The sequence below is a fragment of the Streptomyces sp. NPDC050625 genome (assembly GCF_040654755.1).
In the GTDB taxonomy this organism is placed as follows: Bacteria; Actinomycetota; Actinomycetes; order Streptomycetales; family Streptomycetaceae; genus Streptomyces.
Genome location: NZ_JBFAIQ010000037.1, coordinates 36,312 through 50,863 on the forward strand (window position 1 = coordinate 36,312; position 14,552 = coordinate 50,863).

The following is a 14,552-nucleotide window of genomic DNA, read 5'->3' on the forward strand; positions in this document are numbered from 1 at the left end:
ATCCGCCCCTTTTTGTCGCGTTTTCTAGGTCATACAGGCGTACTGCCGCAGGTCAGACTAACGGCCCGCACGAAACTCCAGTGCGGCGACCACCCAGGCGAAGTCCTCCTCGTGGGCGGGCTGGGCCGTCCCCTTGAGGATGCCGATCAGTTCCCGGTAGCGGGCGGCCCTGACGTTGTGGGTCGCCTTCATACGGGCGAGCACGTCGCCGCGGTCGGCCGTGCCGAGCAGGTCCCGCAGTACGGGCTCGGCCTCCGGCGACTGCGGGGCGATGCCACGCTCTCGGGCCCGCCCGACCAGCTCGACGAGCCGCTTGAAGAACCACATCGACGCCCCGGCACGCGCGTCGTGCCCCCGGTCGGCGGCGTTGAACTCGGCCGCGCCGCGCATCAGCGCCCGGAACTCGGGGTCCTGGATCAGCTCGGCCAGCTCCACCCAGGCGTCGACCTGCTCGGGCGTCGGGTCGTCCGGCAGCGAGAGGGCAGTGTTCCGCATCCGTTCGCGGATGTCCGGGTCCGCGGTGTCCAGTCCGTGGAAGATCTCGTCCACGAACTCCTCCAGGATCCGCCTCCGCTCGGCCGCCGACAGCCGCGCCAGCTTGTTCATCAAGGTCATCTCCTCTGCGGTCGAACCGCGTCGTGCCACGGTCGACAGCACCGCCCGGGTCAGCCTCAGCGAAGCGATCTGCGCGTCCAGCGCGGCCACATGAGCGGCCGCCACCCGCGCCACCGTCGTCTCGCCCGCCAGCACCGCACGCACGTCGTCCAGGCCGAGGCCCAGTTCGCGCAGGGTGCGGATCAGCTCAAGGCGGGCGACGCACTCGGCGTCGTACAGGCGGTAGCCGCCCGCGGAGCGGGTCACGGGGGACAGCACGCCCTCGTCGGACCAGTACCGGATGGTGCGGACCGTGAGTCCGGTGCTCCGGGCCAGCTCGCCGATGGTGAAAAGTCCGGTGCCGTCGTCGATCATGTCTGCGAGTCTGGGGCTTCCAGTCGGTGGAGACTCAAGGGGTGCGGTCGTGGCGGAGACCCTGCGGGACATTCTCGACGCGGCCGCGCGCGGTGTCTTCCCGCCGGACGACGGCGGTACGACGGTCGTGCCCCAGCACACGTACCGGGACGCCGGGGTCATCGCCTTCACGGCCCACTCGGTCGTCTTCACGGACGAGGATCCGCGGTGGGTGCGCGAGACGCTGCGGGCGGTGGCGGTCGACTGTGACGCGCTCGCCGCGACGCTGAACGCGCGGTTCCTCGCGGCCTTCGTGGAGCGCACGGGCCGTACGACCGACACCATCGACGCCCTCGTGGTGGGCTCGCCCCTGCCGGGCCGGCCGCCGCTCACGCTCACGGAGGTCGCCGACCCCGGCCATCCGCGCGCCGTGCGGGCCCGTGCGCGCCGTGACGACGTGCGGTTGTGGGAGGCGGACGGCGGTGTGGTCGTCCTGGGACGCGGGGTCGCGGGCCGGCTGGAGGTCGCGGTCGAGGTGGACGAGGAGGTACGGCACCGGGGGCTGGGACGCCGGCTGGCGACGGCCGCCCGGCACCTCGCCGGGGAGCCGGTGTGGGCCCAGGTCTCCCCGGGGAACGCCCGCAGCCTGCGGGCGTTCCAGGCGGCCGGATACCTGCCGGTGGGGGCGGAGGCACTGCTCCTCGCCCCCTGAGAACGCACTGACGGCAGGCTGCCGATCGGACGGCCTAGCGGAAGATGCCGGTGTGGCCCAGCGAGTAGCGGCCCGGCTGTGGGTAGACGGCGAGGCCGTGCGGGCCGCTGCCGACCTTGATGCGGGCCAGTTCGGCCCCGGTGCCGGTGTCGATGGCGTACACCTCGGAGTTGTAGCGGCCGGACAGCCACAGGACCTTGCCGTCGGCCGAGACCCCGCCCATGTCGGGGCTGCCGCCGCCCGGCAGGTGCCACTTCTTGGTGAGCCCGTTCTGGGCGAAGTCGAAGATGGAGATGGTGCCCTCGCCCCGGTTGGAGATGTACATCTCACGGGAGTCACGGCTGACGTACAGACCGTGGGCCCCCTTGCCGGTGGGCAGGAGGGAGGGTCTGGTGAACCGGTCGCCGTCCAGGATCCACACGCCGTCGGCCATCATGTCGGCGATGTAGAACCGCTTGCCGTCGGGCGACACCTTGACGTCCTGCGGCATCGCGCCCTGGAACGGCAGCTTCTCCTGGGCGACGACCTTCATCCGCGCGGTGTCGACCTTGAGCAGTTCGCCGCTGAACTCGCAGGAGACGATGAAGTAGCGCCCGTCGAGGGAGAAGTCGGCGTGGTTGACGCCGTAGCAGCTGACGGGCACGGTCTTCACGCGCTTCATGGTGTGCGCGTCGCGGAAGACGAGTTCGCGGTCGAGGGAGGCCATGACGACGGCGTACTTGCCGTCGGGCGTGAAGTAGAGGTTGTACGGGTCGTGGACGGAGACCGTCTTGCCCGCCTTCCCGGTCCTCGGGTCGATGGGGGTGAGGGTGTTGCCCTTGTCGTTGTTGACCCACAGCGTCTGCAGGTCCCAGGAGGGCACGACGTGCTGGGGCTGCCAGCCGACCGGGATCGTCTCGACGACCCGGTACGTCTTCGGGTCGATCACGGAGACCGTGTTGGAGTTGGTGTTGGGCACGTAGACCCGGGACGGGAAGTCCTTCACCGCCGGGGAGAGCAGGTTGGGGCGGTCGGCGGCGTAGACGTCGTGGGCGTCGAGCACGGGCGGCATCCCGGGCAGTCCGTCGACCAGTTGCTTCTTCTTCTGGGGCGGTGCGGGCGCCTTGCTGCCGAGGGCCTCGTTCTCGCGGTGCTCGGACCCGCTGCTGCACGCGGGCAGCAGCGTCAGGGCGGCGAGGGCGGCGCCGGCGGCCAGGACGCGGACGGCTTTGGTGGGACGCATCAGCTCAGCAGCTCCGTGGTGGTGACCGCGTGCAGTCCGCGGCTGTCGAGTTCTTGGAGTACGGCGGGAAGGGCGGCGACCGTGTCCGGGTATCCGAAGTGCATGCTCACCACGGACCCGCCCCGGACCTCGGCCAGGACCTTCCGGGTGACGGCGGGGGCGCCCGGCCGGGTGTAGTCGAGCGAGTCGACGTCGTACGACAGCACATGGGGGTAGCCCGCGGCACGGGCCAGCCGGACAACGAGCGGCGAGGCGGTCGGGGCACGGGAGGGCCTGAACCAGGTGCCGATCGAACCGGTGAGCCGTCTCAGCCGGTCCGCGCACTCGGTGATCTCGGCGCGGGCAGCGGTCTCTGACATGGTGTTGACGGCCACGTGCCGCTGGGTGTGGTTGCCCAGGTCGTGGCCGCCGTCGAGGATCCGGCGGGCGATGTCCGGCTGTTCGTCCAGCCAGGTGCCCACGGCGAGCACGGTGATCCGGGCGCCGTGCCGCTCGGCCTCGGTGAGCAGGGCGTGGGCCAGCGCGGGATCGCCCTGGCCGTGGAAGGTGAGTGCGACACGGGGGCGGTCACGGGGGCCGTGGGTGATCTGCGCGGGCTGCCGGGGGAAGGCGCGCGGGGCGGGGGCGGCGAGGGGGGCGGGCTTCGCGGGCGTGGGTTTCGCGGGGGTGCGCGAGGGCGTGGCTCGCGCGGGGGCGGGCTGCGCGACGGAGCCGGTGGCGGACGAGCATCCGCCGGCGAGGGCGCCCCCGGCGACGAGCCCGGCCCCCGCCCGCAACGCCCCGCGGCGGTCGGTCGTGGTCACCCGCACCATTTAAGGGCGATTGGGTAAGAAAACGGCCGATTGACCCGATAGGAGGATCCGTACGGGTCGTCACCTCCGCGAACGTTCGCTCAGCGGTCGGCGACCCTCATCTCGAACCATGTCGTCTTGCCTCGGGGCAGCAGATCGACGCCCCATCGGTCGGCCAGCTTGTCCACCAGGAACAGCCCCCGGCCGCTGATGTCCAGCTCCTGAACCGGCATCAGACAGGGCAGCCCGCGGGACGGATCGCGGATCTCGACACGGATCCAGCCACGGCGGCGGCGCATCCGGAGCCCGAAGACGCGGGCGCCGGTGTGCCGTACGGCGTTGCCGACGAGTTCGGAGACGAGCAGGACCGCGTCCTCCGTCATCTTCGGGGTGAGTCCCCACTGGCGCAGCACGACGACCTGGGCGAGCCGGCGCGCGGTGGCCGCGGACTCGGGGCGGGACGGCAGCGGGACTTCGGCCTCCGTCGGATTGCCGAACAGTTCCAGTGCCTTGAGTGCCTGTTCGTCCTCGACCGCGGGCGACCAGCGTGCCGCGGCCGCACGACTGTGTCCCCGCGGCTGTTCGATGCCCTCCAGCCCCGCCATGCCCCCCATCATGGCCGCCCGGAGCGCCCTCCGTGGGCGTTCCTGAGGAATACGCCCCCCGGAAACCCCTATTCCGGGCCATCCGGTCGGCATATGCCGTTGGCATTTCGGTGCCCGCGACGGCCCGCCCCACCTGCACGGACGGCCCGAATCCGGGCATGGGACGGGCCGCCTCGACAAGACAGGCTTAAGGTTGCCTTAAGGTTTCTATAAGCCGCCCCATCGAGGGACCCGGGTGAGACACCGTGTCAATTGCAAGGGGTTCCACGGAAAACCTGGCGAAGTACGGGAACCCGGGGGGAACTCAGAGGAACTTGGCCTTGCCGGGCCCTTCCTCCACAAAGCTCTTCATGCCCCGCTCGCGGTCCTCGGTGGCGAACAGGCCCGCGAACCAGTTCCGTTCGACGGCGAGGCCGGTGTCGAGGTCCGTCTCCACTCCGGTGTCGATCGACTCCTTCGCCGCGCGCAGCGCGATCGCCGGGCCCTGCGCCAGCCGGGCCGCCCAGGCATGGGCCTCGGTGTACACGTCGGCGGCCGGGACGACCCGGTCCACCAGGCCGATCGCCAGGGCCTCGTCGGCCTTCACCATCCGGCCGGTGAAGATCAGGTCCTTGGCCTTGGAGGGGCCGACGAGCCGGGGCAGCCGCTGGGTGCCGCCCGCGCCCGGAATGAGGCCGAGCAGGATCTCCGGCTGGCCCAGCTTGGCGTTGTCGCCGGCGATGCGGTAGTCGGCGCACAGGGCCAGTTCGCAGCCCCCGCCCAGCGCGTAGCCGGTGACGGCGGCGACGACCGGCTTGGGGATGCGGGCCACGGCGGTGAAGGAGTCCTGGAGGGCGCGGGCGCGCAGGACCATCGCGGTGTGGTCCATGGCCTGCATCTCCTTGATGTCCGCGCCCGCCGCGAACACCTTCTCGCCGCCGTAGATCACCACGGCGCGCACGTCGTCGCGCCGCGTGGCCTCCTCGGCGAGTTCCTTGAGCCGGTCCTGGGTGGCGACGTCCAACGCGTTCATGGGCGGCCGGTCCAGCCGCAGCGTACCGACGCCTTCGGCGACTTCGAGAGAGACGGTCATGCAGAGCAGGTTAACGGGGACTAACGCGAACGGCCCGGTGCCGTCGATCACACCCGGCCGGGGGTCTGGGGGTTGCCCCCAGGCAGACACAGCACGGGGACTAACGCGAACGGCCCGGTGCCGTCCGTCACAGCACCGGGCCCTACGTCCGTCGGAAAGTCCTACGACTTCCACTTCTCCCAGGACATGTTCCAGCCGTTGAGGCCGTTTTCCGGGGCCACGGTGGCGTCGTGGGCGTTCTTGACGACCACCACGTCGCCGATCATCGAGTGGTTGAAGAACCAGGCCGCCGGGACGCTCTTGCTCCAGCCGCCGCGCACGTCCCGCAGGCCCACGCAGCCGTGGCTGGCGTTGTAGTTGCCGAAGGCGCCGCCGCCCCAGTAGTTGCCGTGCACGAAGGTGCCGGAGTCGGTCAGCCGGATGGCGTGCGGGACGTCCTTGATGTCGTACTCGCCGCCGTAGCCGACGGTGTCGCCGTTCATCCGGGTCACCGTGAGCTTCTCGCTCATGACCATCTGGCCGTTCCAGGTCTCGTAGCCGGGCTTGCCGGTGGTGACCGGGATGGTCTTGATGACCTTGCCGTCCTGGGTGACCTTCATCGTGTGCTTCTTGGCGTCCACGATGGAGACCTGGTTGCGGCCGATGGTGAACTTCACCGTCTTGGCCTGCTTGCCGTAGACCCCGGGTCGGCCCTCGACGCCGTCGAGGTTGAGGTCGACGGTGACCTTCGTGCCCGCCGCCCAGTACTTCTCGGGACGGATGTCCAGGCGGTCGTTGCCGAACCAGTGGCCCTCGACGTCGACGGGCGGCTCGGTCTTGACGGTGATGGCCTTCTCGACGTCCTCGGGGTGCGTGATGCCCCGGGTGAAGCGGATGGAGAACGGCATACCGACGCCGACGGTGGAGCCGTCCTCGGGAGTGAAGTAACCGGCGAAGGTGTTCTGCGGCGTGAGGGTGGTGAAGCTGGAGTCCTCGGCCGCCTCGCGGCCCGCGGAGTCCTTGGCGACCGCGTGCACCGTGTACTTGGTGGAGGCGGCCAGGTGGGACGAGGGCGTCCAGGTGGCGCCCCCGTCGGTTATCTTCCCGTCTATCCTGCCGCCCTTGGCGTCCTTGACCTCGACCGCGGTCAACTTGCCCTTGGCGGCGGTCACCTTGAGCGCCCCGCTGGTCCGCACCGACTTCGCGCCGTCCTTGGGCGCGATGCTGACGACGGCTTCGGACTGCTTGCCCTGCTGCGTCGAGCCGTCCTTGCCCTTCCCGGCACCGGAGCCGGAACCCGTGTCCGCCTCTCCCCCACCGCACGCGGTCAGGGCCATGAGAAGGACGCCGGCTATCAGCACCGGCATCCCCTTCCGGCCCCGCCCTCGCGCGTCAACCGACGCCCCCGATATCGGCCGCACGTTCACGTTCTCTCCCCTCGCGGGGCCTGGTCAGGCCCGCTCCCCGGCGCGCCCCGCGCACCCACTGGCGCATATTAACCGCAGGGTTTTGAGCTTCGTGTCAGGCAAAGGTCACCGTTCCGTCGCAACTTCGGCGGTCCGTCGGCGCCCCGAATCCCGTCCCCCTCCTGGTTACTTGACCGCGCTGCCCGCCTTCCACTCGTTCCACCCCATGTTCCACCCTCCGAACCCATTGTCGGGAGAGACCTTTTTGTCATTGCTGTTGACGACTTCGACGACGTCCCCGATCAGGGTCCGGTCGAAGAACCAGCCCGCGGGCGTGTCCGAACTGCCCCCCTTGACGTCCATCAGGCCCACGCAGCCGTGGCTGACATTGCTGTTCCCGAAGGCGTCCCCCGCCCAGTAGTTGCCGTGCAGGAAGGTCCCGGAGTCGGTGAGCTTGATGGCGTGCGGGACGTCGGGGATGTCGTACTCGCCGCCGAAGCCGACGGTCTGGCTGTTCATGCGGGTGACCTCCAGCATCTCCATCACCACCATCTTGCCGTTGTAGGTGGTGGTCTTCGGGGCGCCCGCGGTGATGGGCACGGTGGTGAGCAGCCGGCCGTCGCGCTTGACCTCCATGGTGTGCGCGGCCGCGTCCACCACGGAGACCTGACTGCGGCCGACGGTGAAGGTCACCGTCTTGTACTGGAGTCCGTAGACGCCGCGCGCCCCCTCGACGTCGCGCAGCCGCAGTTCGACGGTGACCCGGGTGCCGGGCTTCCAGTACTGCTGGGGGCGGAAGTCGAGGCGGTCCTCGCCGAACCAGTGCGGGCTGATCTCGACGGGGGGCTTCGCCGTGACGCGAACGGCGCGTTCGACGGCGGCGCGGTTCTGGATCGGCCGGTTGAAGGCCAGCGAGACGATCATTCCGGTGCCGACGGTGGAGCGGTTCTCGGGGGTGACGTACCCGATGAACCGCTTGTCGGGGACGTACGTCGTGAAGGTGGCGTGCCGGGCCGAGCGGCGCCCGTGCCCGTCCAGCGCCACCGCGTCGACGGTGTACTTGGCGGCGAGCGCCAGCTTCCGCTCGTCGGGTTGCCAGGTCCTGCCGTCGTCGGTGATGTGCCCGGTCACCGGGGTGTCCTGGGCGTCCTGGACCCGGACCACGCTCACCGATTCGAGTCGTCCGTCGGACACCCGTACCCGCAGCGGCTCGACGGAGCGGACGTCCTTGCTGCCGTCGTCCGGGGAGATGCGGATGATGTCCCCGGCTGCCGGGGGTTTGCCGAAGATCCGGTCGAGGGCGTCGCCGCCCGAGCCGTCCCCGGTACAGCCGGCGGCTCCCGCCAGCAGTCCTGCCCATGTCAGTACGGCGGCCAGCACGGCCCCCGCGCGCCGTGCGCGCCCTTGTGCATACCTCACGAGCGGCTCAACGACAGGGCCCGCCCTGGGGAAACGTGAGTGCGACGCAAGCGCTGGGCAGAACAGTGGGAGGACGACGCGATGGGGAGCCGCGCCCGTGAGCCGCGGGGACGCCGGCGCCGGGAGGTCGTGCGCGCAGCGGGCCCCGCCGGGGGCCGGGCGCGGCGGCCGCCCCGGCGCTGGCTGAGAGCGCTCCGAAGGCGAACGAGCCGACACAAAGGGGCCGCAAGGTGACGAGCGCAGCCGAGCAGCAGACAGTGGCCCAGGAGCGGGCCCTCGACGGCGGCCGCCCGGCCTCCGCGGTGAACGGCGCGGAGCGCGCCACCGCGCCGACTCCACCCGTTTGGCCGGGCGCGCCCATGCCGCTGGGCGCCCGTTTCCGGTCGGGTCCGGAGGGGGTGGCGGGCACCAACTTCGCGTTGTGGGCGGCCGGGGCGGAGGCGGTCCAGCTGTGTCTGTTCGACGAGCGGGGCCGGGAGACGCGGGTGCGGCTGGCCGAGCTGACGCACGAGATCTGGCACGGCTTCGTGCCGGGCGTGATGCCAGGACAGCGCTACGGCTATCGGGTGGACGGCCGCTGGGACCCGTGGATCGGCGCCCGCTGGAACCCGGCGAAGCTGCTCCTCGACCCGTACGCGCGCGCGGTGGACGGCGAGTTCAGTCTGCCGCCTGAGGTGTACGGGCACGTCCGCGACTGGCCGGAGCAGCATGTCGCGGACACGGTGCGCGACGACCGGGACTCGGCGCCGCACGTCCCGAAGGGCGTGGTGGTCCACGATGACGACGACTGGTCGGACGACCGCCGCCCCAAGACCCCCTGGGCCGACTCGGTCATCTACGAGCTGCATGTGCACGGCTTCACCCAGCTGCACCCGGACATCCCGCCCGAGCTGCGCGGCACGTACGCGGGCCTGGCGCACCCGGCGGCGATCGAGCACCTGGTGAAGCTGGGCGTGACGGCGGTCGAGCTGCTCCCGGTGCACCAGTTCGCCCACGAGGACCATCTGCTGCGCCGCGGCCTGAAGAACTACTGGGGCTACAACTCGATCGGGTACTTCGCCCCGCACGCGGCCTACGCGGCCTCCGGTACGACGGGACAGCAGGTCGGCGAGTTCAAGCGGATGGTCCGCGCCCTGCACGCGGCGGGCATCGAGGTCATCCTGGACGTGGTCTACAACCACACGGCGGAGGCGGGCGAGCTCGGCCCCACCCTCTCGCTCAAGGGCATAGACAACCGCGGCTACTACCGCCTCCAGGACGACGCCCGCCGCTACGCCGACTACACCGGCTGCGGCAACACGCTGCACGTGGTCCAGCCGCAGGTCCTACGCCTCATCACCGACTCGCTGCGCTACTGGGTGACGGAGATGGGCGTGGACGGCTTCCGTTTCGACCTGGCGGCGGCGCTGGCGCGCTCCATGCACGACGTCGACATGCTCTCCCCCTTTCTCGCGGTGATCGCCCAGGACCCGGTGCTGCGTCGGGTGAAGCTGATCGCCGAGCCCTGGGACATCGGCTCCGGCGGCTACCAGGTGGGGGCCTTCCCCCCACTCTGGACGGAGTGGAACGACCGCTACCGCAACGCGATCCGCGACTTCTGGCGCGGCGCGCTCCCCGATGTGCGCGACCTCGGCTACCGCATCTCCGGCTCCAGCGACCTGTATGCCTGGGGCGGCCGACGCCCCTACGCCTCGGTCAACTTCATCACCGCCCACGACGGTTTCACCCTGCGCGACCTGGTCTCCTACGAGGGCAAGCACAACGAGGCGAACGGCGAGAACAACCGGGACGGCTCCCACGACAACCGCTCCTGGAACTGCGGCGCGGAGGGCGAGACGGGCGAGGAGCCGATACGCGCGCTGCGCCGCCGCCAGCTGCGCAACCTGCTGACGACGCTACTGCTCTCCACCGGTGTGCCGATGCTGGTGGCGGGCGACGAGCTCGGTCGCACTCAGCGCGGCAACAACAACGCGTACTGCCAGGACAACGAGATCAGCTGGCTGGACTGGACCCTGCTGGACGACCCGTCCTGGCGCCCCTTGTTCGACCTGACCTCCCGCCTGATCGCCCTGCGCCACCGCCACCCGGTCCTGCGCCGCCGCGCCTTCTTCTCCGGCCGCGCCCACTCGGCGGACGGCCTGCGGGACCTGGCCTGGTTCACGGCGCACGGCGAGGAGATGACCGAGGGCGACTGGTACGCCCCCGCGGCCACGCTCGGCATGTACCTCTCCGGCCGGGACATACCGGGCCGCGACGAACAGGGCGCCCCGATCACCGACGACAGCTTCCTCGCGATCCTCCACGCCGGCGACGCCCCGACGACCTTCACCCTGCCGGGCCCACCGTGGGCGGAGCGCTACGAGGTCGTGGTCGACACCTCACGGGAGGAACAGGGGGAGGCACCGGGGGTGGTGCACGGCGCGGGGGCGGGGCTGACGGTGGAGGGGCGGTCGGTGGTGTTGCTGCGGGTGATGGGCTGAGGGTGTCGCGGCCTGGAGTCTTCACCCGCCCTTGAAGATCGCAAGAGCTGGACCGTGTCGCAGCCCTACGGCCGGGAGACCCACACCATGGATCTGGACTGAGACCCCGCGGATCCGGATCCGGCCGGGGCCCGGCGAAAACTCTGTGGGCGTTGTCGGTGGCGGTCCGTAGGCTCGCGGGTGATGCCCACGACACGTGCAACCACCAGCGATCGCTCAACCATACGCATCCTGTTGCGGCTGTGGCCGTACGTTCGGCCGGTGCGGGTGCGGCTGTTCACCGCCGCGTTCGTCGCGGTCGTGGCCTCCTGTCTGGGGCTGGTGATCCCGCTCGTCCTGAAGTGGATGGTGGACGGGCCGGTGGCCGACCGGGATCCGGGCGGGGTGTGGCTCGGCGCGCTGTACCTGCTGCTGCTCGGGGTCGCGGAGGCGGGGCTTTTCGGGCTGCGGCGGTGGCTGGTCGCGCGGCCGCTGTCGAACGTCGAGGCGGAGATGCGGGCGGGCCTGTACCGGCATCTGCAACGGCTGCCGGTGGCCTTCCACGACCGGTGGGCCTCCGGGCAGTTGCTCTCGCGAGCCACGACCGATCTCATGCTGCTGCGCATGTTCCTCGCCTTTCCGCTGACGTTCCTGCTGGTCAACGGGGTGACGATTCTCGTCGGCCTGGTCATCATGCTGCAGCAGGACTGGACCCTGGGACTGGTCGTCCTGGGTCCCGCCGTGCCCGTGATGTGGACCTGCGTCGTCTTCGAGCGGCGGTACGCCGAGGTGGCCCGGCTCGCCCAGGACCAGGTCGGCGACCTGACGACGGTCGTCGAGGAGAGCGTGCTCGGGATCCGCATCATCAAGGGGTTCGGCCGGCACCGCAGCCAGGCACGGGTGTTCCGCATGCTGTCGTGGACGCTGCGCGGCACCGAACTGCGCAAGGCCCGGCTGCTGGCGACCATCTGGGGCGTCATCGTGACGCTGCCGGAGCTGGCGATCGGCGCGGCGCTGGTGCTGGGGGCGGTGCGGGTGGCGGACGGGCACCTGTCGACGGGAACCCTGGTCGCCTTTCTAAGTACGGCACTTGCGCTGCGCTGGCCCGTGGACTCCATCGGGTTCCTGCTGGCGATGACCCAGGAGGCGGCGACCGCGACGGAGCGGTACTTCGAGGTGATGGACGCGCGGCCGGAGCATGGGCACGTCACCGAGCGGACCGGGAGAGAGGCGGCCGCACGGACCGGTCTGCGGTTCGACGGCGTCACGTTCCGCTACCCCGACGCCCCGCCCGGCTCCCCGCCCGTCCTCGACCGTATCGACCTCCACATCCGCCCCGGCGAGTCCATGGCCCTGGTCGGGGCCACGGGCAGCGGCAAGACCACGCTCACCGCGCTCGTCCCCCGGCTGCACGAGGTGACCTCCGGGCGGATCACGCTGGACGGCGAGGACATCACCGCGATGTCCCGCGAGGAACTGCGCTCCAAGGTGGCGGTCGCCTTCGAGGAGCCCACCCTGTTCTCGGCGAGCGTCGGGGAGAACGTGCTCATGGGGGCAGGCGACGGCGCCGGTGCGCCGGAGCTGGAGCGGGCACTCGCCGTCGCGCAGGCCGAGTTCGCGCACGGGCTGCCGCAGGGCACGGACACACAGGTCGGCGAGCAGGGGCTGAGCCTTTCCGGCGGGCAGCGGCAGCGGCTGGCCCTCGCCCGGGCCGTCGTCGGCCGGCCCGGGTTCCTGGTCCTCGACGACCCGCTGTCCGCGCTCGACGTGCACACCGAGGCCGCCGTGGAGGCGGCGCTGCGGCAGGTCCTCGCGGACACCACCGCGCTCATCGTGGCCCACCGGCCCTCCACGGTACTGCTCGCCGACCGCGTCGCCCTGCTCTCCGAAGGCCGCATCACCGCGGTCGGCACCCACCACGAACTACTGCGCACGAACGCCGAATACGCCCATCTGATGTCTGGCGAACCGACGAGGAAGCCGGCCGGGGAACCAGGCGGGCAACCGACCGAGGAAGCAGGCGGGCAGCCGACCGAGGAAGCGGAGGACAACGACCGATGACCGCCACCACCTCCGCCTCCTCCACTGCCCCGACCGGCGACGAAGGCGAACTCCCCCGCCCGCCCGACGGCACCGACCCCTTCGACCGCGACGTCCTGCCCACCCGGCCCGGTGCCACGGCCGCCCTGCTGCGCTCGCTGCTCGCCCCGATGAAGGCCCGCGTCGCCGTCACCACCCTTCTGCTGCTGCTCCAGCAGGCGGCCGTCCAGGCGGGCCCGCTGCTGGTGGCGTACGCCATCGACCGCGCCGTACCGGCGTTCCGGGACCACGAGCACGGTCCGCTGATCGCGGTGGCCGTCGGCTACGGGCTGTGCGCGCTGGTCTCCGGCGTGCTCCAGTTCGCGTTCATCGAGGCCTCCGCGCGCGTCAACCAGGACGTGCTGCTCGACCTGCGCGGCCGGATCTTCCGGCACGCCCAGGCGCTGAGCGTCGACTTCCACGAGCGATACACGAGCGGCCGGCTGATCTCCCGCTCGACCACGGACGTCGAGTCGCTGCGGGAGCTGCTCAGCGAGGGGCTCCAGGAACTGGTCACGGTCGTCCTGTCGTTCGTCTACATCTCGGCGATGCTGCTCTGGCTCGACCTGGGTCTCGGCGCGGTCGCGGTGGTCTCGTTCGTGCCGCTCTACCTCCTCGTACGGCTGTACCAGCGGCGCGCGGGGCGGGTGTTCACGGCGCGGTCCACGGCGATCGCGGCCGTGATCGTGAAGTTCGTGGAGACGATGAACGGCATCCGGCCGGTGCGCACCTTCCGTCGGGAGGCCGCGAACGACGCCGGCTTCCGCGTCCTGAACCGGCGCCACGAACGCACCAACGGCGACGCCCTGTTGGAGATGGCCCGCTATGTGGTCGGCTCCCGGCTGGTCGCCAACACGGCGGTCGCGGTGATCGTGCTGTGGGGCGCCCACCGGGTGGCGTCCGGCTCGCTGGAGCTCGGTGTGCTGGCTGCCGCGGTGCTGTATCTGCGGCGGCTGTACGACCCGATCGACCGGCTGGGCATGTTCCTCAACTCGTACCAGTCGGCGGCCGCCTCCCTGGAGAAGATCGCCGGGCTGCTGGCCCAGACCCCGTCCGTGCCGGAACCCTCGGCTCCCAGCGAGCTCCCGGCGCTCACATCGGCGGACCACCCCGGCCGCGAGGTCGTCTTCGACGGCGTGCGGTTCGCCTACCGCACCGGCGGCGAGGTGCTCCCCCGCTTCGACCTCACGCTCCCGGCCGGGCAGACGGTCGCGGTGGTCGGCTCGACCGGCGCGGGCAAGTCGACGCTGGCCAAGCTGCTCGCCCGCTTCTACGACCCGTCCGAAGGCCGGGTCCTGCTGGACGGAGTCGACCTGCGCGAACTGGCCGTGCGCGAACTGCGGCGCGGGGTGGTCATGGTGACCCAGGAGGCGTTCCTGTTCTCCGGGACGGTCGCCGAGAACATCGCGATCGGGCGACCGGACGCGAGCCGTGCGGAGATCGAGCGGGCGGCCAAGGCGATCGGCGCGCACGAGTTCATCAGCGCGCTGCCCGACGGGTACGACACGGACGTACGCAAGCGCGGCGGCCGCATCTCCGCCGGGCAGCGCCAACTGGTCGCCTTCGCAAGGGCCTTGCTCGCCGACCCGGCGGTGCTGATCCTCGACGAGGCGACCAGCTCGCTGGACGTCCCCGGCGAGCGGGCGGTGCAGCGCGCGATGTCTACGGTGCTGCGGGGCCGTACGGCCGTGGTGATCGCACACCGGCTGTCGACCGTGGAGATCGCCGACCGGGTACTGGTGATGGAGCACGGGCGGATCGTCGAGGACGGCCGGCCGGACGAACTGATCGCCGGCACGGGCCGGTTCGCCGATCTGCACCGGGCCTGGCGGGACAGTCTGGCCTAGCGGGCGGAAACGG

General features: G+C 71.1%; 11 protein-coding genes. 4 read left to right on the forward strand and 7 right to left on the reverse strand.

Translation table 11 applies throughout. From position 1 onward, the window contains the following. Positions 1-57: 57 nt before the first annotated feature. Entirely contained in the window at positions 58-969 is a 912-nt protein-coding gene (locus AB0I54_RS41775; RefSeq protein WP_363301589.1) for a MerR family transcriptional regulator, read from the reverse strand. 49 nt (positions 970-1,018) lie between these two features. On the opposite strand from AB0I54_RS41775, the gene AB0I54_RS41780 reads away from it, so the two are divergent. Beyond that, on the forward strand, positions 1,019-1,660 hold the full coding sequence (locus AB0I54_RS41780) for a GNAT family N-acetyltransferase (RefSeq protein ID WP_363301590.1): 642 nt from the start codon (positions 1,019-1,021) through the stop codon (positions 1,658-1,660). Positions 1,661-1,694: 34 nt separating this feature from the next. Here the strand turns inward: AB0I54_RS41780 and AB0I54_RS41785 are convergent, their stop codons facing one another. The 6 genes from AB0I54_RS41785 to AB0I54_RS41810 all read right to left on the reverse strand — a co-directional run bounded on the left by AB0I54_RS41785 (position 1,695) and on the right by AB0I54_RS41810 (position 8,154). Then, positions 1,695-2,882 carry a hypothetical protein gene (locus tag AB0I54_RS41785; protein WP_363301591.1) on the reverse strand — a complete coding sequence of 396 codons (1,188 nt, stop codon included), beginning with the start codon at positions 2,880-2,882 and terminating at the stop codon, positions 1,695-1,697. Further along, positions 2,882-3,694 (reverse strand): polysaccharide deacetylase family protein, encoded by an 813-nt coding sequence (locus tag AB0I54_RS41790; RefSeq protein WP_363301592.1) that lies wholly within the window; start codon positions 3,692-3,694, stop codon positions 2,882-2,884. The genes AB0I54_RS41785 and AB0I54_RS41790 overlap by 1 nt, the downstream gene beginning before the upstream one ends. An 80-nt stretch (positions 3,695-3,774) precedes the next feature. Then, positions 3,775-4,278, reverse strand: coding sequence for an ATP-binding protein (locus AB0I54_RS41795; RefSeq protein WP_363301594.1), 504 nt, complete (start codon positions 4,276-4,278; stop codon positions 3,775-3,777). A 304-nt stretch (positions 4,279-4,582) separates the two neighbouring features. Next, positions 4,583-5,350: an enoyl-CoA hydratase-related protein gene (locus AB0I54_RS41800; RefSeq protein WP_363301595.1), complete on the reverse strand. Its 768-nt coding sequence runs from the start codon at positions 5,348-5,350 to the stop codon at positions 4,583-4,585. Between the two features lie 161 nt (positions 5,351-5,511). Next, entirely contained in the window at positions 5,512-6,696 is a 1,185-nt protein-coding gene (locus AB0I54_RS41805) for an Ig-like domain-containing protein (RefSeq protein ID WP_363301596.1), read from the reverse strand. A gap of 225 nt (positions 6,697-6,921) precedes the next feature. Continuing rightward, a complete protein-coding gene (locus AB0I54_RS41810) occupies positions 6,922-8,154 on the reverse strand; it encodes an Ig-like domain-containing protein (protein ID WP_363301597.1) in 1,233 nt (410 codons plus the stop codon). 230 nt (positions 8,155-8,384) lie between these two features. On the opposite strand from AB0I54_RS41810, the gene glgX reads away from it, so the two are divergent. The 3 genes from glgX (at position 8,385) to AB0I54_RS41825 (ending at position 14,539) form a co-directional block, all read left to right on the forward strand. Beyond that, entirely contained in the window at positions 8,385-10,634 is a 2,250-nt protein-coding gene (glgX, locus tag AB0I54_RS41815) for a glycogen debranching protein GlgX (RefSeq protein WP_363301598.1), read from the forward strand. A gap of 183 nt (positions 10,635-10,817) precedes the next feature. Further along, positions 10,818-12,674: an ABC transporter transmembrane domain-containing protein gene (locus AB0I54_RS41820; protein WP_363301599.1), complete on the forward strand. Its 1,857-nt coding sequence runs from the start codon at positions 10,818-10,820 to the stop codon at positions 12,672-12,674. Further along, positions 12,671-14,539: an ABC transporter ATP-binding protein gene (locus AB0I54_RS41825; RefSeq protein ID WP_363301601.1), complete on the forward strand. Its 1,869-nt coding sequence runs from the start codon at positions 12,671-12,673 to the stop codon at positions 14,537-14,539. Before AB0I54_RS41820 ends, AB0I54_RS41825 begins: the two co-directional genes overlap by 4 nt. Positions 14,540-14,552 lie beyond the last annotated feature (13 nt).

Excerpts from the sequence above, each read along its gene's own strand:
- AB0I54_RS41775 (WP_363301589.1), bottom strand. The coding sequence starts at position 969 with ATGATCGACGACGGCACCGGACTTTTCACCATCGGCGAGCTGGCCCGG.
- AB0I54_RS41785 (WP_363301591.1), bottom strand. The coding sequence starts at position 2,882 with ATGCGTCCCACCAAAGCCGTCCGCGTCCTGGCCGCCGGCGCCGCCCTC.
- AB0I54_RS41790 (WP_363301592.1), bottom strand. The coding sequence starts at position 3,694 with ATGGTGCGGGTGACCACGACCGACCGCCGCGGGGCGTTGCGGGCGGGG.
- AB0I54_RS41795 (WP_363301594.1), bottom strand. The coding sequence starts at position 4,278 with ATGGCGGGGCTGGAGGGCATCGAACAGCCGCGGGGACACAGTCGTGCG.
- AB0I54_RS41800 (WP_363301595.1), bottom strand. The coding sequence starts at position 5,350 with ATGACCGTCTCTCTCGAAGTCGCCGAAGGCGTCGGTACGCTGCGGCTG.
- AB0I54_RS41805 (WP_363301596.1), bottom strand. The coding sequence starts at position 6,696 with ATGCCGGTGCTGATAGCCGGCGTCCTTCTCATGGCCCTGACCGCGTGC.
- AB0I54_RS41820 (WP_363301599.1), top strand. The coding sequence starts at position 10,818 with ATGCCCACGACACGTGCAACCACCAGCGATCGCTCAACCATACGCATC.
- AB0I54_RS41825 (WP_363301601.1), top strand. The coding sequence starts at position 12,671 with ATGACCGCCACCACCTCCGCCTCCTCCACTGCCCCGACCGGCGACGAA.